The 22,752-nt window shown below is 38.8% G+C and carries 21 protein-coding genes and 1 pseudogene; 10 read left to right on the top strand and 12 right to left on the bottom strand.

The window, feature by feature from the left end; translation table 11 throughout:
* Window positions 1–7: 7 nt before the first annotated feature.
* The 4 genes from coaC to LG372_RS01150 all read left to right on the top strand — a co-directional run bounded on the left by coaC (window position 8) and on the right by LG372_RS01150 (window position 2,336).
* Window positions 8–559: a phosphopantothenoylcysteine decarboxylase gene (gene coaC / locus LG372_RS01165; protein WP_225741907.1), complete on the top strand. Its 552-nt coding sequence runs from the start codon at window positions 8–10 to the stop codon at window positions 557–559.
* Window positions 543–1,106, top strand: coding sequence for an ECF transporter S component (locus tag LG372_RS01160; RefSeq protein ID WP_000747412.1), 564 nt, complete (start codon window positions 543–545; stop codon window positions 1,104–1,106). Before coaC ends, LG372_RS01160 begins: the two co-directional genes overlap by 17 nt.
* 175 nt (window positions 1,107–1,281) lie before the next feature.
* On the top strand, window positions 1,282–1,809 hold the full coding sequence (locus LG372_RS01155; RefSeq protein WP_070843034.1) for an ECF transporter S component: 528 nt from the start codon (window positions 1,282–1,284) through the stop codon (window positions 1,807–1,809).
* An 11-nt stretch (window positions 1,810–1,820) separates the two neighbouring features.
* The gene (locus LG372_RS01150; protein ID WP_084928471.1) at window positions 1,821–2,336 is read left to right on the top strand and encodes a transcription repressor NadR; all 516 of its coding nucleotides are present in this window, start codon (window positions 1,821–1,823) and stop codon (window positions 2,334–2,336) included.
* On the opposite strand, the gene LG372_RS01145 is transcribed toward LG372_RS01150, so the two are convergent.
* The 7 genes and pseudogenes from LG372_RS01145 to LG372_RS01115 form a co-directional block, all read right to left on the bottom strand.
* Window positions 2,333–2,800 carry an 8-oxo-dGTP diphosphatase gene (locus LG372_RS01145; protein ID WP_225741906.1) on the bottom strand — a complete coding sequence of 156 codons (468 nt, stop codon included), beginning with the start codon at window positions 2,798–2,800 and terminating at the stop codon, window positions 2,333–2,335. The two genes, LG372_RS01150 and LG372_RS01145, sit on opposite strands and share 4 nt — an antisense overlap.
* Window positions 2,801–2,871: 71 nt before the next feature.
* Entirely contained in the window at window positions 2,872–3,360 is a 489-nt protein-coding gene (locus LG372_RS01140; protein ID WP_225741905.1) for a GNAT family N-acetyltransferase, read from the bottom strand.
* Between the two features lie 14 nt (window positions 3,361–3,374).
* Window positions 3,375–3,710 (bottom strand): annotated as a pseudogene (locus LG372_RS01135) (UvrB/UvrC motif-containing protein); the annotation flags it as partial.
* Window positions 3,711–3,853: 143 nt separating this feature from the next.
* Window positions 3,854–4,381 carry a hypothetical protein gene (locus LG372_RS01130; protein ID WP_084887079.1) on the bottom strand — a complete coding sequence of 176 codons (528 nt, stop codon included), beginning with the start codon at window positions 4,379–4,381 and terminating at the stop codon, window positions 3,854–3,856.
* 134 nt (window positions 4,382–4,515) lie between these two features.
* On the bottom strand, window positions 4,516–5,370 hold the full coding sequence (locus LG372_RS01125) for a hypothetical protein (protein WP_225741904.1): 855 nt from the start codon (window positions 5,368–5,370) through the stop codon (window positions 4,516–4,518).
* A gap of 56 nt (window positions 5,371–5,426) precedes the next feature.
* Window positions 5,427–7,415 carry an excinuclease ABC subunit UvrB gene (uvrB, locus tag LG372_RS01120; protein ID WP_225741903.1) on the bottom strand — a complete coding sequence of 663 codons (1,989 nt, stop codon included), beginning with the start codon at window positions 7,413–7,415 and terminating at the stop codon, window positions 5,427–5,429.
* Window positions 7,416–7,491: 76 nt separating this feature from the next.
* Window positions 7,492–8,445 carry a CPBP family intramembrane glutamic endopeptidase gene (locus LG372_RS01115; protein WP_225741902.1) on the bottom strand — a complete coding sequence of 318 codons (954 nt, stop codon included), beginning with the start codon at window positions 8,443–8,445 and terminating at the stop codon, window positions 7,492–7,494.
* A gap of 173 nt (window positions 8,446–8,618) precedes the next feature.
* On the opposite strand from LG372_RS01115, the gene LG372_RS01110 reads away from it, so the two are divergent.
* The 3 genes from LG372_RS01110 (at window position 8,619) to zwf (ending at window position 13,162) form a co-directional block, all read left to right on the top strand.
* A complete protein-coding gene (locus tag LG372_RS01110; protein WP_125851691.1) occupies window positions 8,619–10,784 on the top strand; it encodes an ABC transporter substrate-binding protein/permease in 2,166 nt (721 codons plus the stop codon).
* Window positions 10,784–11,524: an amino acid ABC transporter ATP-binding protein gene (locus LG372_RS01105; protein ID WP_020900924.1), complete on the top strand. Its 741-nt coding sequence runs from the start codon at window positions 10,784–10,786 to the stop codon at window positions 11,522–11,524. The genes LG372_RS01110 and LG372_RS01105 overlap by 1 nt, the downstream gene beginning before the upstream one ends.
* 150 nt (window positions 11,525–11,674) lie before the next feature.
* Entirely contained in the window at window positions 11,675–13,162 is a 1,488-nt protein-coding gene (zwf, locus tag LG372_RS01100; RefSeq protein ID WP_020902805.1) for a glucose-6-phosphate dehydrogenase, read from the top strand.
* A 43-nt stretch (window positions 13,163–13,205) separates the two neighbouring features.
* Here the strand turns inward: zwf and ftsY are convergent, their stop codons facing one another.
* Genes ftsY through LG372_RS01085 form a run of 3 tightly spaced genes read right to left on the bottom strand, consistent with a single transcriptional unit; the run spans window position 13,206 to window position 16,066 of the window.
* On the bottom strand, window positions 13,206–14,453 hold the full coding sequence (gene ftsY / locus LG372_RS01095; RefSeq protein WP_225741901.1) for a signal recognition particle-docking protein FtsY: 1,248 nt from the start codon (window positions 14,451–14,453) through the stop codon (window positions 13,206–13,208).
* A 3-nt stretch (window positions 14,454–14,456) separates the two neighbouring features.
* Complete coding sequence (locus tag LG372_RS01090) at window positions 14,457–15,275, bottom strand: Cof-type HAD-IIB family hydrolase (protein ID WP_000763444.1); 819 nt, start codon at window positions 15,273–15,275, stop codon at window positions 14,457–14,459.
* On the bottom strand, window positions 15,275–16,066 hold the full coding sequence (locus tag LG372_RS01085) for a Cof-type HAD-IIB family hydrolase (protein ID WP_225741900.1): 792 nt from the start codon (window positions 16,064–16,066) through the stop codon (window positions 15,275–15,277). Before LG372_RS01085 ends, LG372_RS01090 begins: the two co-directional genes overlap by 1 nt.
* A gap of 229 nt (window positions 16,067–16,295) precedes the next feature.
* Between LG372_RS01085 and LG372_RS01080 the strand changes: the two genes are divergently transcribed.
* Window positions 16,296–16,991 (top strand): VIT family protein, encoded by a 696-nt coding sequence (locus LG372_RS01080; protein ID WP_225741899.1) that lies wholly within the window; start codon window positions 16,296–16,298, stop codon window positions 16,989–16,991.
* Window positions 16,992–17,033: 42 nt separating this feature from the next.
* Here the strand turns inward: LG372_RS01080 and LG372_RS01075 are convergent, their stop codons facing one another.
* Window positions 17,034–19,022, bottom strand: a complete 1,989-nt coding sequence (locus LG372_RS01075; protein ID WP_225741898.1) for an ABC transporter permease — start codon at window positions 19,020–19,022, stop codon at window positions 17,034–17,036.
* Between the two features lies 1 nt (window position 19,023).
* A complete protein-coding gene (locus LG372_RS01070) occupies window positions 19,024–19,782 on the bottom strand; it encodes an ABC transporter ATP-binding protein (RefSeq protein WP_000173372.1) in 759 nt (252 codons plus the stop codon).
* A gap of 427 nt (window positions 19,783–20,209) precedes the next feature.
* On the opposite strand from LG372_RS01070, the gene LG372_RS01065 reads away from it, so the two are divergent.
* Entirely contained in the window at window positions 20,210–20,401 is a 192-nt protein-coding gene (locus LG372_RS01065; protein ID WP_225741897.1) for a hypothetical protein, read from the top strand.
* Between the two features lie 355 nt (window positions 20,402–20,756).
* On the top strand, window positions 20,757–22,751 hold the full coding sequence (locus LG372_RS01060; protein WP_225741896.1) for a DUF1430 domain-containing protein: 1,995 nt from the start codon (window positions 20,757–20,759) through the stop codon (window positions 22,749–22,751).
* The last annotated feature ends 1 nt before the right edge of the window (window position 22,752 follow it).

Below are 22,752 nucleotides of genomic sequence, written 5' to 3'. Positions count from 1 at the left end.
GAAAGCTATGACACATATTCTCTTGGCTGTAACGGGCTCAATCGCCTCTTACAAGTCGGCAGATTTAGTCAGTTCTCTAAAAAAACAAGGTCATCAAGTCACTGTCTTAATGACTCAGGCTGCTACAGAGTTTATCCAACCTTTGACACTACAGGTACTCTCACAGAATTACGTCCACTTAGATGTCATGAAGGAACCCTATCCTGATCAAGTCAATCATATCGAACTTGGAAAAAAAGTAGATTTATTTATCGTGGCCCCTGCAACAGCTAACACTATTGCAAAACTAGCCCACGGCTTTGCGGACAACATGGTGACCAGTACGGCTCTAGCCTTGCCAAGTCATATCCCAAAACTCATCGCACCAGCTATGAATACAAAAATGTATGACCATCCAGCAACTCAGGCTAATCTGAAAACATTAGAAAGCTACGACTATCAGCTGATTGCTCCTAAGGAATCCCTACTAGCTTGTGGCGACCATGGACGAGGAGCTTTAGCTGACCTCACAATTATTTTAGAAAGAATAAAGGAAACTCTCGATGAAAAAACGCTCTAATATTGCACCTATTGCTATCTTTTTTGCAACTATGCTCGTGATACACTTTCTGAGCTCGCTTATCTTTAACCTTTTTCCATTCCCGATCAAACCGACCATCGTTCATATTCCTGTCATTATTGCCAGCATTATTTACGGTCCACGCGTTGGGGTTACACTTGGATTTTTGATGGGGCTACTTAGTTTGACAGTTAATACGATTACAATTCTACCAACAAGCTACCTCTTCTCCCCATTCGTACCAAACGGGAACATCTACTCAGCTATCATTGCCATCGTCCCACGTATTCTGATTGGTTTAACTCCTTATCTAGTCTATAAACTGATGAAAAACAAGACAGGTCTGATTCTAGCTGGTGCCCTTGGTTCACTTACCAACACAGTCTTTGTACTTGGTGGAATTTTCTACCTTTTTGGAAATGTTTTTGATGGTAATATCCAAAAACTCCTAGCAACTGTTATCTCAACAAATTCGATTGCCGAATTAGTCATTTCCGCAGTTCTAACTCTAGCCATTGTTCCACGACTACAGACTTTGAAAAAATAAAAACAATCTCCACTTTCATGCTTGAAGGTGGAGATTTTGCTCTATACAGTTTCTTTTTAGTGAAATCATTACCAATATTTAATTTAAAATGACCTATAAACTCAAGTAAATCCTTGCTTTATTGTCTTGTTTATTGTACTATACTAGTGTATATACAGATAAAAAGGAGATTCTTATGAATACACGGAAAAAGACACAATTTATGACAATGACTGCCCTTTTAACGGCTATTGCGATTTTGATTCCAATTGTTATGCCTTTTAAGATTGTCATTCCTCCTGCTTCCTATACTTTGGGGAGCCACATCGCTATTTTTATCGCTATGTTCTTGTCGCCCTTGATGGCAGTTTTTGTCATTCTAGCCTCTAGTTTTGGATTTTTGATGGCTGGCTATCCCATGGTTATCGTTTTTCGAGCTTTTTCCCATATCTTTTTTGGGACTTTGGGAGCTCTTTACCTACAAAAATTCCCCGATACCCTAGATAAACCAAAATCTTCCTGGATTTTTAACTTTGTTTTAGCGATTATCCATGCCCTTGCTGAAGTATTAGCCTGTGTCGTTTTTTACGCCACTTCCGGTACCAATATAGAAAATATGTTTTATGTTCTCTTTGTTCTAGTTGGATTTGGCACAATTATCCATAGTATGGTAGACTATACATTAGCACTAGCTGTCTATAAAGTGCTTCGAAAACGCCGTTAAAAGGAAAAGCTATGACAAAAGATCGCAAACAAGCCCTGCTCCAACTCTTGAAAGAAGCTCCTAAAGCCCTCAACGGCCAAAGTTTGGCGGAACATTTTCATGTCACACGTCAGGTCATTGTACAGGATATTGCAATTTTGAGAGCCGATGGCGCTCCTATCTTATCCACTAATCGTGGCTACATCTATAAGCAAATTGATACCAATCCTTATGTTCACAAACTTTTCAAAGTAAAACATGAAGTTGAAGAAATCGGTCAGGAACTCTTTGCTATCGTAGATAATGGAGGTCGTGTCCAGAATACCTTGATTGACCATCCCGTTTATGGAGAAATTGAAACCTTGCTTAAATTGTCTTGTCGCAGAGATGTCCAACATTTTCTAGAACAAGTCGAACATTCTGACTTTAGACCTCTATCTGAATTGACAGATGGCATCCATTACCATCTAGTCGAAGCCGAAACACAACAAGACCTCCACTATATCGAGGAGGCCTTGGATCAGCTAGGTTATTTAGTGAAAGACTAGAAGATTTTCTTCTCCCAGCCATCTTCTGTACGGTGGTGATAGAAAAACTCTGATTTGTCAGGCGCTTCCATCATTTTCATCAAAGGTAACATATCATAGGCCAGATCCAAATTCGGAATCTGGTCTTTTTGCACCCAAGACACTTCTCCTTCATCAGAAGAGCGAAGGGTACCAGAAAACTCAGTCGCCTTATAACAAATGACAATATAGCGCCCACCTGTATCTAGTGGCCAATTTTTAATGCCGACAAGTTGAGGATTTTGGATAGTCAACCCTGTTTCTTCATAGATTTCACGAATGACAGACTCTGCGAAAGATTCGCCATTTTCTACATGGCCTCCTGGAAAGGCATAACCAGACCAGCGATTGGTTTCAGGAGAGCGATACTGCATAACCACGCGCTGAGTTTCGAGATCTTCAATCAAACAAATATTTGTTAAAATCGTTAATTGGGAACGTGACATAAATTTACTCACTTTCTAATTTATTAAATTTTTAGACTTGGTACCAGTACCATTAGCTTCTACTTTTAAAATTATTTAGAATAGAATACCATCCGTTTTTCCTTTATAGGCTTTCCAAGTTCAAGTATTTTTTCTTGGTCATCAAAAGTAAAACCCATTTTTTGATAGAAGGTAATGGCGCGCTTATTATCTTTCAATACCCATAAGAAAATTTCAGAAAAATGATCAAGAGCAATCAAAGCTGCTTTTATTAACTTTTGTGCAATACCTTTTCCATAATAGTCTTTTAAAACATATAAAGCAATAATTTCACCAGCTTGAATAGTCTCATCACGAAAGTTACCATAACTGATAAAACCAACTACCTTCATACCATCCATCACAATCAATGTATTTTCTGGATACTTTTTACTAAAGAATCGACATCTTTCTAATGTCATTGTCTCCTGAAATTCTGCAGGTAAAAGGTCATCATAAGCCTCTCTCCACGTTTGCCAGTGAACGAGGGATTTACCTTCTATCTCTTCAGGAGTTTCCATTGATTTAATAATAACCGTCATTTATTTTCTTCTCCTTAATCCAAGGCCTTGACTTCCAACATCATATCACGTATCTGAGCCGCTAGTTCAAAGTCAAGCACTTCGACGGCTTCTTGCATTTGTTTTTCGAGTTTCTTAACAAGTTCTTTGCGCTCTTGTTTGTTTAGGCTATTGATATCGACTTCCTTGTCTTCTTCCTTAGCAACTGCCTTGGTCACAGCAATCAGGTCACGGATTTCTTTCTTGATTGTCTGAGGCACAATACCGTGTTCTTCATTATAGGCCATCTGGATTTTCCGACGACGGGCAGTTTCATCGATAGCACGTTGCATAGACTGAGTCACAGTGTCCGCATACATGATGACATGCCCTCCCCAAAAGCCATAACCAGAACAGCGATTGGTTTCAGGAGAGCGATACTGCATGACCACGCACTATGTTTCGAGAGCTTCAATCAGATAAATATTTGTTAAAATCGTTAATTGGGAACGGGACATAGTACTCACTTTCTATATTAAATGACTTTTTCATGGCTAATTTCAGACTTCATAATGAAAGGATTAATTCGTTCGTGGTAATAATTTACTTCATGAAGCAAATATCCTTTTTTAATGACAATTTCTTGTTCCTGAACTTCAAAATCAAGTGTTATTGGAATAGGGATTCGTGTCACAAAGGCAAAAATAACAAACACAAATATCCATATATATAAACTACAAATAGCACTACGAATTCCTTCAAAAAGACGGTATCGTTCCTTGAAACAATAACTAAGAATATGCACAATAGCCAAAATAATTGGTACAAATTGTCCTGTTTTAAATATCATGGGGATGAATTGTATTCCAAATATTCCAAAGAGAAGGTCTAGAATTACCAGATGTCTACAAAAACGAATAAAAAGAGTAATCACTAAAAGGAAAAGCCAACTATCCCAAAGAATGGGAGTAAACGATAAACCAAATATTGATAGGCAAAAATCGATAAGGACAAATCCTAGTAAAATCAGATAGACTATTCTAAATAAAGTTAAGTGTTTCAAGATGGATGACTCCTTTTCTTTTCATGTTTATACTTCAATAATCGATGGACTGTATGTTGTTCCAAATCCATTATTAATATCGAACTAAAAGACTTAATGAAAAAGTTTTTAGTCATTACTAATTCCATAATCCTTCATTTTATGATTTTATGATTTTGAATTTTTAAAGTTGTCTTGCTACCAGAACGATAGCTTTCCCCACTTTTTCCGGCGTAATAATAAGAGATTTCATAAAATGCGTCTGCAAGGTCTGCGCTATCTATTCCATTTTTGATAAACTCTTTCAAACCACCTTCACCATTAAAATAATCCTTGTGTCCTTCTTCTAACACAATATCTTTATAGATAACATGACCTTTAATAATTCCTTTTGCCAGAAATTCATCAATAGGGAGATCATATAAACCATGAAAAGGTTTCCCCTCCTTACGATTCTTATCTATGAGATCATAATATTCTGTAATATTCTCTGCTTTCTCATCGACACTCCAATAAGTATTTACATATTCTAGATTTGGATTCTCAAATTGCTTGAAAAAACTCTCTACTTTTTCTTTATATGAAATTGTTTCTGGTTTATGATTGAGAAGTTCATGTGCCATCCCCGAGAATTCTTGTAACATTGTTTTTGTAGTCCCATCATAAATCAATTCCTCCTTTGTTTTTTTAGGATTACTTTTTGAGGATTTTGGATAATAAATCAAAGCATCACTCACAGTAATACTTCTCCCGTTAATTTCTTCACTATATAAGTATTCAATTTTATAGTCTTGAGAAAGCCATTTATCTCTAGAAAAGTTTGTAACCTTCACATTACCTTTAAAGCCATACAAATCAAGAGTTCTTCTAGTAGCAATTTCTACTTCCTTTATATTTGCTTCGGGGAAAATATCATAAGTTGTTGTGAAGAATAAGAAAGCAATACGTAGAATAAAAAATAAAGGGACTATATTTACAACAAAAAATAGAAACAGTAACAGTTTTTTCATGACTACATTCTCCTTGTAAGCAATTCAATTATAAATTTTATTTAGTATGGGTATTCCTACCCAAGCGCCTTGACTTCCAGCATCATATCGCGGATCTGAGCTGCGAGTTCAAAGTCAAGCACTTCAACTGCTTCTTGCATTTGTTTTTCTAGTTTCTTAACAAGTTCTTTGCGCTCTTGTTTGTTGAGGCTATTGAAGTCAACTTCCTTGTCTTCTTCCTTAGCAACTGCCTTGGTCACAGCAATCAGATCACGGATTTCTTTCTTGATTGTCTGAGGCACAATACCATGTTCTTCATTATAGGCCATCTGGATTTTGCGACGACGGGCAGTTTCATCGATGGCACGTTGCATAGACTGGGTAACCGTGTCCGCATACATGATGACATGACCTTCGCTGTTACGGGCAGCACGTCCAATGGTCTGGATGAGTCCACGCTCGTTTCGAAGGAAACCTTCCTTGTCAGCATCGAGAATAGCTACGAGGCTCACTTCAGGAACATCAATCCCCTCACGGAGCAGGTTGATTCCGACCAAGACATCAAAGACACCCAAGCGCAGGTCACGGATAATCTCTGTCCGCTCTAAAGTCTTGATATCTGAGTGCATGTACTTGACCTTGATGCCCATTTCCTTGAAGTAGTCGGTCAAGTCCTCTGCCATTTTCTTGGTCAAAGTGGTGATAAAGGTTCGTTCATTCTTTTCAACACGGGCATTGATTTCACCTAAGAGGTCATCAATCTGTCCCATTGTCGGACGGACTTCCACCTCAGGATCCAATAGCCCTGTCGGACGAATGATTTGCTCAATCACTGTCTCGGTCTGTTCATTTTCGTAGTCACCAGGTGTCGCTGAAACGTAGACAATCTGATGTACATGGCTTTCAAACTCCTCCCGACGGAGAGGACGATTGTCCAGAGCAGACGGCAAGCGGAAACCATAATTTACTAACATTTCCTTACGCGAACGGTCTCCATTGTACATTCCTTTGATTTGTCCCATAGTCATGTGACTCTCGTCAATCATAATCAAGAAATCATCTGGGAAGAAGTCGAGGAGCGTATAAGGAGGCTCACCTTCGCTACGTCCATCCATATGGCGTGAGTAGTTTTCAACCCCGTTGGTATAGCCCATCTCACGTAGCATTTCGATATCGTACTCTGTCCGTTGTTTCAAGCGCTGGGCTTCAAGCAATTTGCCTTCCTTCTCAAAGATAGCTAGTTGCTCCTCCAACTCAGTCTGAATTTTAGCAATGGCCACTTCCATATGGTCGTCATTGGTCACAAAGTGAGTAGCTGGAAAAATCGCCAAATGGTCCACTTCTCCCAAGACCTGACCTGTCAAAGCTTCCACTTCACGAATACGATCAATTTCGTCTCCAAAAAATTCTACTCGAAAGGCATGCTCATCACGGGAAGCTGGGAAAATCTCCACCACATCCCCACGCACACGAAATCTTCCCCGTTGGAAATCAATATCATTGCGCTCAAACTGAATATCAACCAAGTCATTCAAGAGTTTATCACGAGAAATCTCAAGACCTGGACGGAGACTGACGACACTATCAGCGTATTCCTTGGGCGAACCCAAACCATAGATACAAGAGACTGAGGCCACGACAATAACATCATTACGCTCCAAAAGGGCCGAAGTCGCTGAGTGGCGGAGCTTGTCAATCTCGTCATTGACAGAACTATCCTTTTCAATATAGGTGTCGCTAGAAGGGACATAAGCTTCTGGCTGGTAATAATCATAGTAAGACACAAAGTACTCAACTGCATTTTCAGGGAAAAATTCCTTGAACTCTCCATAGAGCTGGCCAGCAAGCGTCTTATTGTGAGCAATGACCAGAGTGGGTTTATTGACTTTGGAAATAACTTGACTCATGGTATAGGTCTTCCCTGTTCCAGTCGCCCCCATCAGAATCTGAGCTTTTTCTCCACCCTCGATATTATCTACCAACTGCTCGATAGCTTGGGGTTGATCTCCTGATGGTTGATATTTTGATACTAGTTTAAATTGATTGTCTGTAATGCGATTGATCATAAGAATCCTCTCTCCATGTGCTATTCCTATTTTAGCATACTTGTAGCATTTTCACGAAGAAAAGGACGGACCGAAGTCACATCCTTTCATTTTCTTTCTTTAATTGATAAGCGAGATAGACAATCAGCAGTAGCAATTCCAGACTTGTCATGATAGAACCTTCGATCCCAAAAGAACCACCTGATAGCCAGTCTTGATTGCCTTGTGGTAAAAAGGTCATCAAAGACGTTCCTGACTGCTGACCACTAACTAAAATCCCAAAGAGATTTCCTTGAGCAAAATTCCAGGCCCCATGAATACCTGCAATACCCCAAACTGTATCAGTTTTGAGAAGGTAAAGTGACATTGCAGCTCCGAATAAAAAGAGATTCACTAGAGATAGAGGTGTGAGACCAGAATTTCCCACATGAAGCAGGGTAAAGAATAGGCTAGATATAAGAACAGCAAGTTTTAGATTAGTTCTTGAGGCCAATTGGGGAAGGAGCCAAGCACGGGACACCACTTCTTCTGCTGTCCCCTGTAAAATCCAAAATGGAATAGTAAAGACAACAAAGGCAAGCGAATAAGGATTTAAGTGAATAGACTCAAAACGATATTGCCCCAAGGCCACTAAACCTAACAAGGTCAGAAGAAAAAGTGCCAGGCCTAGGCCAAATCCTTTAAAGAGATTGCTGAGGAAATTCTCTCTATAAAATCCCAAAGTTCGAATAGGTCTTTTCTCAACTTTTCTAGTCCATCTGAACACAGTGTTGAGAATAAAACCAAAGGCCAGCAATTCTAAAATTAAACGAAAATCACCTGTTTTATCCATCAAGCTCTGCTGCAAGGTCTGCAAGTAGATTGCAAAAGCTTGACCAGCCTCTCCAAAATTTCTAGCAAGTCCGATGAGAGCTAACAAACTAATACCATATAAAGTATAAGCCACAAACTCTCCTATAAAGACAAAAGCAAAGGCTAACAAGGGGCTTGTGTAGAGGTTTAACCGCATTTGAGAAGCTTGGAAGTCTTTAAAAATTCTTTTGTTCTTCACATCTCCGTCCTCTTTTCTTCCATTATATACTATTATTATAGCACTTTGTGGTAGCAGTTCAAGAAAGAAATAAAGAGCTTTTATGTTATATCTTCTAACATAAAAGTCCCTAGATTTGCATTTTTTTGTTTTTTCTGATATAATGGGAAAATATTCGGAAAAGGAGACTAAAAATGAAGAAAAAATTTCTAGCATTTTTGCTAATTTTATTCCCAATTTTCTCATTAGGTATTGCGAAAGCAGAGACGATTAAGATTGTTTCTGATACCGCCTATGCACCTTTTGAGTTTAAAGATTCAGATCAAACTTATAAAGGAATTGATGTTGACATTATCAACAAAGTCGCTGAGATTAAAGGATGGAACATTCAGATGTCCTATCCTGGATTTGACGCAGCGGTCAATGCGGTTCAAGCTGGTCAAGCTGACGCAATCATGGCAGGAATGACAAAAACTGCAGAACGTGAAAAAGTTTTCACCATGTCTGATACTTACTATGATACAAAAGTTGTCATTGCTACTACAAAATCACACAAGATTAGTCAGTACGACCAATTAAAAGGTAAAACTGTTGGTGTTAAAAACGGAACAGCCGCTCAACGTTTCCTTGAAAGTATTAAGGACAAATACGGCTTTAGTATTAAAACATTTGACACTGGTGATTTGATGAACAACAGCTTGGCTGCTGGTGCCATCGATGCCATGATGGATGATAAACCTGTTATCGAGTATGCAATTAACCAAGGTCAAGACCTCCATATTGAAATGGATGGTGAAGCTGTAGGAAGTTTTGCTTTTGGTGTGAAAAAAGGAAGCAAATACGAGCACCTAGTCACTGAATTTAACCAAGCCTTGGCTGAAATGAAAAAAGATGGTAGTCTTGATAAAATCATCAAGAAATGGACTGCTTCATCATCTTCAGCAGTGCCAACCACAACTACTGCAGCTGGTCTAAAAGCAACTCCTGTTAAGGCTAAATACATCATTGCCAGTGATTCTTCTTTTGCACCTTTTGTTTTCCAAAACTCAAGCAACCAATTTACTGGTATTGATATGGACTTGATTAAGGCCATCGCTAAAGACCAAGGTTTCGAAATTGAAATCACCAACCCTGGTTTTGATGCCGCTATCAGTGCTGTTCAAGCTGGACAAGCTGATGGTATCATTGCTGGTATGTCTGTCACAGATGCTCGTAAGGCAACTTTTGACTTCTCAGAATCATACTACACTGCAAATACTATCCTTGGTGTCAAAGAATCAAGCACCATTGCTTCTTATGAAGATTTGAAAGGGAAGACAGTCGGTGTTAAAAACGGAACTGCTTCTCAAACCTTCCTAACAGAAAATCAAAGTAAATACGGTTACAAAATCAAAACTTTTGCTGATGGTTCTTCAATGTATGACAGTTTAAATACTGGAGCTATCGATGCCGTTATGGATGATGAGCCTGTCCTCAAATATTCTATCAGTCAAGGACAAAAATTGAAAACACCAATCGCTGGAACTCCAATCGGTGAAACAGCCTTTGCTGTTAAAAAAGGAGCAAATCCAGAGTTAATTGAAATGTTCAACAACGGACTTGCAAACCTTAAAGCAAACGGAGAATTCCAAAAGATTCTTGATAAATACCTAGCTAGCGAATCTTCATCTACTTCAACAAGCACTGTTGATGAAACCACAATCTGGGGCTTGCTTCAAAACAACTACAAACAACTCCTTAGTGGGCTTGGTATCACTCTTGCTCTAGCTCTTATCTCATTTGCTATTGCCATTGTCATCGGGATTATCTTCGGTATGTTTAGCGTTAGCCCATACAAATCTCTTCGCGTAATCTCTGAGATTTTCGTTGACGTTATCCGTGGTATTCCATTGATGATTCTTGCAGCCTTCATCTTCTGGGGAATTCCAAACTTCATCGAGTCTATCACAGGCCAACAAAGTCCAATTAACGATTTCGTAGCTGGTACTATTGCCCTCTCACTCAATGCGGCTGCTTATATCGCTGAAATCGTTCGTGGTGGTATTCAAGCCGTCCCAGTTGGCCAAATGGAAGCCAGCCGAAGCTTGGGTATCTCTTATGGAAAAACCATGCGTAAGATTATCTTGCCACAAGCCACTAAATTGATGTTGCCAAACTTTGTTAACCAATTCGTTATTGCTCTTAAAGATACAACTATCGTATCTGCTATCGGTTTGGTTGAACTCTTCCAAACTGGTAAGATTATCATTGCCCGTAACTACCAAAGTTTCAAGATGTATGCAATCCTTGCTATCTTCTATCTTGTAATTATCACACTTTTGACTAGACTAGCGAAACGCTTAGAAAAGAGGATTCGTTAATGGCAAAACTAAAAATTGATGTAAATGATTTACACAAGCACTATGGAAAAAATGAGGTTTTAAAAGGAATTACGACCAAGTTCTATGAAGGAGATGTTGTTTGTATCATCGGTCCTTCAGGTTCTGGTAAGTCAACTTTCCTCCGTAGCCTTAATCTTTTAGAAGAAGTTACGAGTGGTCACATCACTGTGAACGGTTATGACTTAACTGAAAAAACAACCAACGTTGACCACGTCCGTGAAAATATCGGAATGGTGTTCCAACACTTCAACCTCTTCCCTCATATGTCTGTATTGGACAACATCACCTTTGCTCCTATTGAGCACAAGTTGATGACTAAGGAAGAAGCTGAGAAATTGGGGATGGAGTTGCTTGAGAAGGTTGGGCTAGCAGATAAAGCTAATGCTAATCCAGATAGCCTATCAGGTGGTCAAAAACAACGTGTGGCTATCGCTCGTGGACTAGCAATGAATCCAGACATCATGCTCTTTGATGAACCAACTTCTGCCCTTGACCCTGAGATGGTCGGAGACGTACTGAACGTTATGAAGGAATTGGCTGAGCAAGGTATGACTATGATTATCGTAACCCATGAGATGGGATTTGCTCGTCAGGTTGCCAACCGCGTTATCTTTACTGCGGATGGTGAATTCCTAGAAGACGGAACACCTGATCAAATATTTGATAACCCTCAACACCCTCGTCTGAAAGATTTCTTGGACAAGGTCTTAAACGTCTAAACTCAAACTGTAAGGATTTCCTTGCAGTTTTTTTCTATCTCGTATTGGATTTTTTGATTTTTCGGAAAATTATGTTAGAATTAAGTTTATGAAATGAGATTTCCTCATACCTAGCAAGACTAGGAATAAAAATAGAAATTAGGTAGCTAGATGTCATCTAAGGTTATTGTTACAATTTTCGGTGCGAGTGGAGACCTGGCTAAACGCAAGCTCTACCCTTCCCTTTTTAGACTATATAAATCCGGCAATCTTTCCGAGCACTTTGCAGTCATTGGAACTGCTCGTCGTCCTTGGAGCAAGGAATATTTTGAATCTGTTGTAGTCGAATCGATCCTTGATTTGGCAGATAGTACCGAACAGGCTCAAGAGTTCGCTAGCCACTTCTACTATCAAAGTCATGATGTCAATGATACGGAACACTACATTGCTTTACGTCAATTGCAGGCTGAACTAAATGACAAGTACCAAGCTGAACACAACAAGCTCTTCTTCTTGTCTATGGCACCTCAGTTCTTTGGAACTATCGCAAAACACCTCAAGTCTGAAAACATTGTGGATGGTAAAGGTTTTGAGCGCTTAATCGTTGAAAAACCATTTGGTACAGATTACGCAACTGCAAGCAAGTTGAATGACGAACTCCTAGCAACATTTGATGAAGAACAAATTTTCCGTATCGACCATTATCTTGGTAAGGAAATGATCCAAAGTATCTTTGCAGTTCGCTTTGCAAACCTGATTTTTGAAAATGTTTGGAACAAGGACTTTATCGATAATGTTCAAATTACTTTTGCAGAGCGCTTGGGTGTAGAAGAACGTGGTGGCTACTATGACCAATCTGGTGCCCTCCGTGACATGGTACAAAACCATACTTTGCAACTTCTTTCTCTGCTTGCCATGGATAAGCCAGCAAGCTTCACAAAAGACGAGATTCGTGCCGAAAAGATTAAGGTCTTTAAAAACCTCTATCATCCAACGGATGAAGAGCTTAAAGAACACTTTATCCGTGGTCAATACCGTTCAGGTAAGATTGATGGCATGAAATACATTTCTTATCGTAGCGAGCCAAATGTAAATCCAGAATCTACAACTGAAACCTTTGCATCTGGTGCCTTCTTTGTAAACAGCGATCGCTTCCGTGGTGTTCCTTTCTTCTTCCGTACTGGTAAACGTCTGACTGAAAAAGGAACTCATGTCAACATCGTCTTTAAACAAATGGATTCTATCTTTGGAGAACCACTTGCTCCAAACATTTTGACCATCTATATCCAACCAACAGAAGGCTTCTCTCTTAGCCTAAATGGGAAACAAGTAGGAGAAGAATTCAACTTGGCTCCTAACTCACTTGATTACCGCACAGATGCGACCGCAACGGGTGCTTCTCCAGAACCATACGAGAAATTGATTTATGATGTCTTAAATAACAACTCAACTAACTTTAGCCACTGGGATGAAGTTGGTGCGTCATGGAAATTGATTGACCGTATTGAAGAACTCTGGGCTGAAAATGGTGCCCCACTTCATGACTATAAAGCTGGAAGCATGGGGCCTCAAGCAAGCTTTGACTTACTTGAAAAATTCGATGCCAAATGGACTTGGCAACCAGATATCGCCTATCGTCAAGATGGCCGTTTAGAATAAAAAAATCCTGCAAGTTTGTACCTTGCAGGATTTTTACTTCTGATTAGATTAAGCCTTCCAAGAGACCCTTCATAAAGTTTTCTGAGTTAAACTCTCCAATATCATCGACTTTTTCACCAAAACCAATCAATTTTACAGGAATATTGAGTTCTTCTCGAATAGCTAGAACAACACCACCTCGAGCAGTTCCATCAATCTTAGTCAAGACAATTCCTGTCAAAGGGGTAATTTTTGAAAATTCTTTGGCCTGTACTAGGGCATTTTGACCTGTTGATGCATCAAGTGCCAAGAAGGTTTCATGCGGAGCTTCGGGTACAACACGCTTGATGATGCGTCCAATCTTCTCCAACTCAGCCATGAGGTTGTCCTTGTTTTGCAAACGACCAGCAGTATCAATCATGAGAATATCGATACCTTCAGCCACGGCACGTTCCATTCCATCAAAGACCACACTGGCTGGGTCAGCTTTTTCAGCTCCAGTTACTACTGGAACATCCACACGACGGCCCCATTCAGCTAGCTGGGCTACTGCACCTGCACGGAAGGTGTCTGCCGCAACCAACATGACCTTCTTCCCAGCTTGTTTGTAGCGGTGGGCTAGTTTTCCGATAGAAGTTGTTTTCCCAACACCATTAACACCGACGAAGAGCATGACTGTCAAGCCATCTTGGAAGTGGATTCTTTCATCGTAGTTGCCATCCTTCTCATAAAGCTCAACCAATTTCTCAATAATGACACGGCGAAGTGCATCAGGTTTCTTGGCGTTTTCAAGCTTGGCTTCGTAGCGTAGTTCCTCTGTTAAGTTAGAAGCGACTTGGACACCAACGTCACTCATAATCAGTAGTTCTTCCAACTCCTCGAAGAATTCTTCATCGACAGAGCGGAAATTAGCAAAGAAGGCATTTAAGCGAGCTCCGAAGCCTGAACGAGTTTTCTTGAGACTACGGTCATATTTTTCCTGAACGGTTTCTTCTGCTTGAGGAGTTTCTGGTTCAAGAACTTCAATGCTGTTTTCTTCTTCATCTTCTATGAACTCAGGATTTTCTTCCTCAGTAATTTCTTCTTGATGAACCTCTACAGCTAGCTCTGAATCCAGACTTTCTTCAACTGTCTTTTGATTTTCCTCTTCTTGGAGCAGATCTTCTTCAGAACTTTCAACTTCTGCTACTTCTTGAGAAACTTCCTCAGCTTCTGTATCTTCAGACAAATCAAGATTTTCCAGAGCTTCTTTTACAACTTCTTCGATTTTAGGTTCTTCTTTTTTTCCGAATAGACGGTCAAATAATCCCATATCTTAGTTCTCCTTTAGCACATATTCTTCGATAGCCCAGGCGACAGCCTCTTCATCATTGGTCATTGGAGTTACCACATTTGCGACTGCCTTGACTTCAGGAACAGCATTTTGCATGGCAACACCGAGCCCTGCCCATTCAATCATAGAAAGGTCATTGGCCTCGTCACCACATGCCATAACTTGGCTTTGGTCGATTCCAAGATGGCTGATTAGTTTTGCCAAACCTGTTGCTTTATGAACATTCTTTGGTGACCACTCTAGCAACATTTCACGTGATTTAAAGATTTCATATTGGTCAAACAATTCTGGAGAAATCTTCTGAATAGCTGCATCCAAGGGTTCTTGAGCAAAGGCAGTCACGCACTTATTGTAGGTCATCTGACTAGACAAGTCTTCAAAGTCCACTGGAACAAAAGTCAATGCTGGATTGAATTTGGCATAAAGACTTTCTTGGTCCGATTGGATTTGATAAACAGTTCCTTCTGAGATGGCATCAAGAGGCAGTGATAATTTCTCTGTTTCTTCATACAAGCGTGCCACATCATCATATGAAAAGACTGTTTTATCAAGGATTTCACCTGTATTTTTCTGAACTAAACCTCCATTAAAGGTAATCGTATACTCATCTTCCTGGCCGTCAGTCCCTAGCTCATGGAGAAAGAAATCCATGGCTTTTAAGGGACGACCAGTTGTCAATACGACCTTGATACCACGATCACGCGCAGCTTTCAAGGTTGCCTTGGTCCGATCCGTCAGCCTTTTATCAGTAGTCAGCAAGGTCCCGTCCAAGTCCAATGCAATCAATTTTATATCTGCCATTATAAGCCCTCCATATAAGCTATAACCGACTGGTCTTTATGGTGACCAATCACAGTCTTTGCTAATTCTAAAATTTCTGGTCTTGCATTTTCAGGAGCTACAGGATGTCCCACAACCTGCATCATATGCAAGTCATTTAGATTGTCTCCAAATGCCATGACCTGATCCATTGTGATACCAAGTTTTTTAACTAATTCAACAATAGCCACTCCCTTATCGACATAGTCCAGAACAATATCAATGGATTCAAAGCCAGTTGTCATAGCCTTAACACCAGGGACATTTTCATTGACCCAAGCCTCCCCAGCTTCAAGAGTTTCTTCTGTGAAGTTGGTTGTGAATTTAAAAATGTCATCTGTAATATCTTCCAGACTCGCTACTTTTTGGATATTTTCATTATAATGCTGACTCTGTTTCAAATAGGTCGCATCGACTGTATCTAGAACATATGAACCCTTCTTACCCGTCAAGAGCAGTTTATTGATATCTACATAAGGTGACGTTTTCAGCTTTTCAAAAGTCATCAGATAAAACTCACGAGACATGGTCGCTTCATACAAGTCCTGACCCTGATACTCTACCAAACTACCATTTTCCGCGATGAAAATAATGTCATCACGAACATCAGCAAATAATTTTTCTAGTGACAGAAAGCCGCGCCCCGAAGCCACCGCAAAGTAAATCCCTTTTTCCTTGTAGGAAACAAGTAAGTTTTTGAGGCGTTCCATATCAAAGCGTCCATTCCCATCTAGGAAGGTTCCATCCATATCTGTTGCTACTAGTTTAATCATAAAATCTTTCTTACTCCGATTAGTAAATCTACCTCCTATTATACCATAGATAAGTAGAAAAAGGACTAGTCTATCAGCTTTGCTTCTCTTTTATCCTTCTCCACTAGCTAGTGCTGTTTCTAACTTTTAAAAAGCTCGTAAAATTAGAATCGTGCAACTTTTTTCATATAATTTTAAAAGATTGATTTCCTTATATTTTTCCTTTATACTGGATAAAAAGGAGAATACTATGTCAGAAACAAATCACGAAATCGATTCAAATTTTGCAGGTCGTTTAAATATCCTGCGTGCGGGTGTTCTTGGTGCTAACGATGGAATCATTTCCATTGCTGGTGTGGTTATCGGGGTTGCCAGTGCCACGAGCAACATCTGGATTATCTTTTTATCAGGGTTTGCGGCTATCCTAGCTGGTGCCTTTTCAATGGCTGGTGGAGAATATGTATCCGTTTCAACACAAAAAGATACCGAGGAAGCAGCCGTTGCGCGTGAGCAGCTCTTGCTAGACCAAGATATGGAATTAGCTAAAAAGTCTCTCCATGCTGCCTATATCCAAAATGGAGAATGCGAAACTTCTGCCCAACTCTTGACCAATAAGGCCTTTCTTAAAAATCCCCTCAAGGCTTTGGTTGAGGAAAAATATGGGATTGAGTATGAAGAATTTACCAATCCTTGGCACGCTGCCATTTCTAGCTTCGTTGCCTTTTTCCTTGGAAGTTTGCCTCCAATGTTGTCAGTGACCATTTTCCCAAGTGAATACCGCGTCCCTGCTACTGTCCTTATCGTCGGTGTGGCCCTTCTTCTCACTGGTTACACTAGTGCCAAACTTGGAAAGGCTCCGACTAAAACAGCAATGATTCGAAACCTCACTATTGGTCTCTTGACTATGGGAGTTACTTTCCTGCTCGGACAACTCTTCAGCATTTAGAACACAAAAAACACCTCGATTTTGAAGTCGAGGTATTCTTTTTTACATTTGCACAATCTTGCGATAACTTCTTGAAGTAATCATGAAAATCAGCACATAGGCGATGAGGAAGATAGCGCAGATAGACAAGGTCACAATCAACATCATATTCGTATCTATTACACCAATCACTTTTAAAATCAGACTAAGCATATGGTAGGCAAAGGCTAGATGTATAAAGGCAAAAAGCAAAGGAAGGAAGAAAACAGTTAAAACCTGTTTGTTGATGGTTTGCTTGATTTGCTTTTGATCCAAACCGACTTTCTGCATGATAATAAAGCGTTCACGGTCTTCGTAGCCTTCAGAAATTTGTTTGTAGTAGATGACCAGAACGGTTCCGACCATAAAGATAATGGATAGGAAAATACCGATAAAGAAGACACCACCAAAGAGGGCACTCATTTGAGCACTAGCATCTGCTAGATTGCTACCATACACATAGCTACCCTCAGTGTTTAATTGAGCATTAAACTGATTAAGGTAGTTTTCATATTCTTCAGCTACCTTGAGTTGTTCTTCTTCACTGATATTTACATTCATACCACCGTAAAGCTGATTATAGATAGCCGAATCTGGGAATTGATCCAAAAAGGCTTGTAAATTAGGTACAACAAGGTAATTGTAATCAGTAGTCAAGATATTAAACTGATTTGGAACATGGTTGACAATGAAATCTTTATTAAATTCTTCTTTAACAGAAAATTGATGATCATTTAGAGTTAGAGCTTTCTGTCCTTTCAGTCCGTCATTTTTGGCAAAGAGACCGACCTCATTTCCTGATAGAGACAGTTTTTGACCAGTCATATTTTCATAATCTTTTTGGTCAAATACCATGAAAACTGTTTTGGGTTGGACACGGTTTTGTCCTTTTTCAAAAATAGTTAACTTGGTTCCTTCTTGATTTGCAATACCAAAGTTACTATAACGAAGCACTTCTTTCTCTTTGACACTATAACCTTTGTCACTTGCAAACTGGCTCAAGAGTTTGTCCAAATCTTCTTTTTCAACATTTTTTCCACTAATTCCAAAGTCATGCGGATTCATCACTTTTTTAAAGGATTCTGAAGCATTGAAAATACTTGTCGCTGCTGACATGGTTACCAAAACCATTGTTGACAAAATAGCGATGGTTGCTAGTCCAACCGCATTTTTCTTCATACGGAAAATCAAGTTTGAAACAGATATGAGGTTATTAGGTTGGTAATAGTATTTCTTGTTTTTCTTTAAGATTTGTAGGAAGACTGTAATCCCTGCATTAAACAATAGATAAGTACCAAAGATAACCAGTAAAACAGCTAAGAAGAAAGTTGTTAGGGCTGTAAGAGGATCGGTTACCGTAAGGGCAAGATAATAGCCAATCCCTAAACTAATGGAACCAAGGATGGTTTGAAGAGGTAGAAAACGACCTTTTTTCTCACCACTAGCTTTTTCACGGGAAAGCTGGAGGGCATTCATACGGGCGATTCGAAGGGCATTCAGGAACATGAGCCCTAGGAAAATCAATCCAAAGACAACAAGTACTGCAATGACAACATTCATTTGGAAGGTTGCGACCAGCTCAACCTTCAATTTCATCAGTTTGAGCAAGAAAGCGAAAATTAACTTGTCAAACAAGGCTCCAATACCGATACCCGCTCCAACAGTTAGAATCCCAAATACCACTAACTCCTTAAAGGTCATACTGATAAGATGACGCTTCTCCAAGCCCAACATGCCATAAATTCCTAGTTCCTTAGAACGGTTTTTCATGACAAAACTATTGGCATAGAAGACGATAATGGCTGACGCGAGGGTGACGACAAACATACCAAATCCAAGAGTAGCCTGAATGGTTGTTCCTCCACGGATTTCAGCAATCTTGGGATTGAAGGTTAGAGAGTAAAAGAGATAGGTGACTGTGACTGCCAAAAGAACAGCCAGCGCAAAAGGATAGTAGAGTTTGCGGTTTTTAATCAAGTTCGATACCGCTAACTTATTGGTTAATCGAAACATACTAATTCACCTCGCTTGCCATGACAGTCAAGGTATCAGAAATTTCTTGGAACATCTGACGCTCTGTTTTCTCTCCACGGTAGATTTGATTGTAAAGAATGCCGTCTTTGATAAAGAGTACACGTTTAGCTCTGCTAGCTGCTGCTGTTGAGTGGGTTACCATAAGAATGGTTTGGCCGCGCTCATTGATTTCATCAAAGACATCAAGTAAGGCTGCAGATGACTTGGAATCAAGTGCTCCTGTTGGCTCATCCGCAAGGAGAATTTCAGGTTCTGTGATGATGGCACGGGCTACTGCCACACGCTGTTTCTGACCACCAGAAATCTCGTAAGGGTATTTCTCTTGTAATTGGTTGATACCCAGATTCTCAGCTGTTACCACCAATTTCTTCATCATCTCCGTAATAGGTCTTCTTGACAAGACAAGTGGAAGCAAGATATTGTCTTTTACAGACAAAGTATCTAGCAAGTTAAAGTCTTGGAAGACAAAGCCCAGCTTTTCACGACGGAAGCTAGAAGCCTGTGAATTTTTAATGGTTGCAGTGTCTGTTCCATTCAGGTAAACTTGACCACGAGTTGGTTTATCCAGCATAGCTAGGATATTGAGAAGAGTTGATTTACCAGAACCAGACTCACCCATGATGGCAACGTAGTCACCCTTTTCGACGGTAAAGTGAATATCCTTGAGGGCTTCTACTTGGTTGCCCTGAAAACGAGTTTTATAAATTTTTTGAACGTGTTTTACATCTAAAAGTGTCATGAGAATCTCCTTTCTTAATATCCCATCACATGAAATGTTGCTTGCATCATAGCGCATCCCAGCTGAACACGATCGATATCTTTGTGACTTGGTTTTCTTGTTTTCTTATGTAATGTTTGTTTCATGATGTTACTCCTTTGTTCTTTATGAGTCTAGTTTACATCAAAAAAAGACCGCTTGCCATAACCTAACCTTACAAAAGAGACTTTAATCTTACATTTTTGTAAGATTGGGGGAAATGTAGGCAAAATTACTTAGAAAATGATTTGATTTCCTATTTTTAAAATTGTAAAATATAAGTGTGAAAAGGCTTACTTTGGAAAGGAGGAAGCGGGAACTATCATTTGAGTAAGCTTAACTAGATAACATACCATTAAATTCAACACTTTCAAATCGAACTACCTATAAGGAAAGAAGGTGCGCCTTAATGAATCACAAAGAACATGTACTCATCGGACTTCTCTATCTCCTCTCTCCATTCATCGGTCAGCTCTTAGTTGAAAAAACATACTTTATCGGTACAGAATTTACAGCTACTGCTTATGCTATTTGCTGGCTATCAGTTGTTATCAGCATCCACCATTTTTCAAAAAATGTATTGTCTCAGCAACAAAAATAGATTAGAAACATGAGTTCAAAAATATGATTTTTATTCTCAGATGTGACTGATTAGGGTAGAAATAAATAAAATTAGTGTTTTGTCAAGCGGACAGTAACAATATTAAGTTGAAAGTATTTTTAAATCACATTTTTGTAAGATTGGAGAGTTTTTTGAAAATATCTACTATACGAAGTCCTATAATCACTTGTTTTATTTTTAAAAAAGGAGTAAAATATAAATGTGAAAGGGTTTTCTTTGATGCCTTGTAAAACTTTAGTTTTTTAGTGCTTATTTTAAAAAGTAGTAAGCTATAATTCGCATAACTGCAATGAAGAGGGAGGTTGATCTCCCTCTTGTTTAGAAAGAGGCTCCTATGAAACGTATATTTCTCTTCATCAGCAATCTTCTTCTGACACTCTTTCTGATTGGTGCTTTGTCCTTTTGGAAAGACTCTCTTCCACAAATCCTGTTTCCAGGTGCAGCAGTATTAAGCGGGCAAGCAGATTATTCTGCCGTTAAGGAAAAATTAAATAGTCTTGCTAAAGAACATAACAGTCTTATCGCAAGAACCATTTGGGAAGTAGATAGTGATGGAAAATCGCAAACTTACTACGAAGTTTTTGGAGATGGGAAACTTCCAGACTGGATGCCTCAAGCAAGTCAAGAAAGTATCAATAAAAGTAATCTTCTCAACAATTACAATATTATCAGTGGATCGCTAACAAATCAAGAATTAGCTATTCACCTTAAACAACTTGGACTAGAAAAAGTTAACACATTTGAAAATAATAGAGTCTCCTTCGTATTGACCCTCATTGCCCAACCCAATCAACTTACTAGTCTTTTCATTTTTTTATTGACCTTTTTATCACTTATTGTTATCGGACAGATTCAATCTCTCTCTCAATCAGGAATAAGACTGATTAATGGAGAACGTCTCAGAAATCTCTTCTTTCGTTCTATCATAAGAGACGGACTTGATATCCTTCTTTTCGGCTTGCCTGCTTTCCTAATAGCTAGTATTTTAGTAATTTACCTAGGCTATCCTTATGAAATTCAGACTTTTTTAGTAATACTATTTATTTTTTATAATAGCCTGCTTCTCTTGCTAAGTCTTCTCATCGCTTTTCTTTTTACTATTTCTTTGAAAAGAGTTTATCTTATCTCAATCATTAAAGGAAAATTACCAATTAAGTCAATTTTACGTATTCTTTACTTTGGTCAAGCTCTGTCTATCTTATTAGTTATTGTAGGATTTGGGCGCTTGTCCATTGATCATCATATATTTATGAAAAATGAGGCTGGACAAGCTACTTGGAAACAACACTCCAATATTGTTAATCTTCAAACAGGTCGTTCAAGTCAAAGAAAAAATATAGATGAACTCAAAATGAATGCTAATAAATGGTTTGACTTTATTCAATATTCTTTAGAAAATGGAAATGCCTTTCTAGTCAAACATAATCTCGCTATTCAAGCTATAAAACATTCTCTTTCAACTCATAATGATTCTGAACAAAATCCCTATGACTTGGAAGGGAAAAATATTCTCTATGTAACACCTGACTACTTCAAAAAAGAAGGTATAGAGTTAACATCAGAAACCTTTAAAAAAATCAATAATCTAAAAGATGGACAGGTTCTTGTAATACTACCTCAAGAACAAAAGAAAAATGAGGAACAAATAAAACAAAACATACAAGAAGATTTAACTAATCGATTATACAGTAGTGATACAAAGCATAGTGTCGAAGTTAATATAACTTATACTGATCAAAAAAAAGATGTATTCATTTATAATACTACCCATATTTCTTATGATCAATGGTTGTCAACCCCTATTTTTATCGTAGTTTCTCCTAATGCACTTGGAAAAGATTCTTCTATATTTTGGTTTACGAATCTAGAATATCTCTATTTTACCGATTTACAGCAAACACAAGAACTTTTGAAGTACTATCAACTTGATCATATGGTGTCTGGGCTATCATCTGCTAGGGAAACTTATCTCCAGTTAAATCAAAAAATTAAAATCGAAATTTATAGTAATTTAGCGAGTGCTATATTTGCTATTTTGACTTCAATTTTGCTGTTTACAAGTTTAAACCTACTCTATTTTGAAGCCTTTCGCAAAATCATATTCTTGAAGAAAATAGCAGGCTATTATTTCTTTGAATTATACAGTAGATATATCACGTCTCAAATAATAGCTCTCTTTGTCGGAAGTAGTCTAGCTTTCATTATTTCTAAGAATATCTGGATTACCCTGATTTTATTTCTCAGTTTTTCAGGTTTAGCTGTTCTTCTATTGAAAATCTGTGATAGAAAGGAAAGTAAAACCTATGCTAGCATCATCAAAGGAGGATAGT

Origin of the sequence: Streptococcus sp. Marseille-Q5112 (assembly GCF_916700555.1) — a bacterium.
Classification (GTDB): Bacteria; Bacillota; Bacilli; order Lactobacillales; family Streptococcaceae; genus Streptococcus; species Streptococcus symci.
Note: the sequence above shows the minus strand (reverse complement) of the source record. Positions and strands in the feature narration are given on the sequence as shown.

Coding starts and splice junctions, on each gene's coding strand:
- LG372_RS01150 (WP_084928471.1), top strand. CDS start 1,821: ATGACAAAAGATCGCAAACAAGCCCTGCTCCAACTCTTGAAAGAAGCT.
- LG372_RS01160 (WP_000747412.1), top strand. CDS start 543: ATGAAAAAACGCTCTAATATTGCACCTATTGCTATCTTTTTTGCAACT.
- LG372_RS01080 (WP_225741899.1), top strand. CDS start 16,296: ATGTCAGAAACAAATCACGAAATCGATTCAAATTTTGCAGGTCGTTTA.
- LG372_RS01155 (WP_070843034.1), top strand. CDS start 1,282: ATGAATACACGGAAAAAGACACAATTTATGACAATGACTGCCCTTTTA.
- LG372_RS01110 (WP_125851691.1), top strand. CDS start 8,619: ATGAAGAAAAAATTTCTAGCATTTTTGCTAATTTTATTCCCAATTTTC.
- LG372_RS01145 (WP_225741906.1), bottom strand. CDS start 2,800: ATGTCACGTTCCCAATTAACGATTTTAACAAATATTTGTTTGATTGAA.
- ftsY (WP_225741901.1), bottom strand. CDS start 14,453: ATGGGATTATTTGACCGTCTATTCGGAAAAAAAGAAGAACCTAAAATC.
- LG372_RS01105 (WP_020900924.1), top strand. CDS start 10,784: ATGGCAAAACTAAAAATTGATGTAAATGATTTACACAAGCACTATGGA.
- uvrB (WP_225741903.1), bottom strand. CDS start 7,415: ATGATCAATCGCATTACAGACAATCAATTTAAACTAGTATCAAAATAT.
- LG372_RS01140 (WP_225741905.1), bottom strand. CDS start 3,360: ATGACGGTTATTATTAAATCAATGGAAACTCCTGAAGAGATAGAAGGT.
- coaC (WP_225741907.1), top strand. CDS start 8: ATGACACATATTCTCTTGGCTGTAACGGGCTCAATCGCCTCTTACAAG.
- LG372_RS01075 (WP_225741898.1), bottom strand. CDS start 19,022: ATGTTTCGATTAACCAATAAGTTAGCGGTATCGAACTTGATTAAAAAC.
- LG372_RS01065 (WP_225741897.1), top strand. CDS start 20,210: ATGAATCACAAAGAACATGTACTCATCGGACTTCTCTATCTCCTCTCT.
- LG372_RS01085 (WP_225741900.1), bottom strand. CDS start 16,066: ATGATTAAACTAGTAGCAACAGATATGGATGGAACCTTCCTAGATGGG.
- LG372_RS01070 (WP_000173372.1), bottom strand. CDS start 19,782: ATGACACTTTTAGATGTAAAACACGTTCAAAAAATTTATAAAACTCGT.
- zwf (WP_020902805.1), top strand. CDS start 11,675: ATGTCATCTAAGGTTATTGTTACAATTTTCGGTGCGAGTGGAGACCTG.
- LG372_RS01060 (WP_225741896.1), top strand. CDS start 20,757: ATGAAACGTATATTTCTCTTCATCAGCAATCTTCTTCTGACACTCTTT.
- LG372_RS01125 (WP_225741904.1), bottom strand. CDS start 5,370: ATGAAAAAACTGTTACTGTTTCTATTTTTTGTTGTAAATATAGTCCCT.
- LG372_RS01090 (WP_000763444.1), bottom strand. CDS start 15,275: ATGGCAGATATAAAATTGATTGCATTGGACTTGGACGGGACCTTGCTG.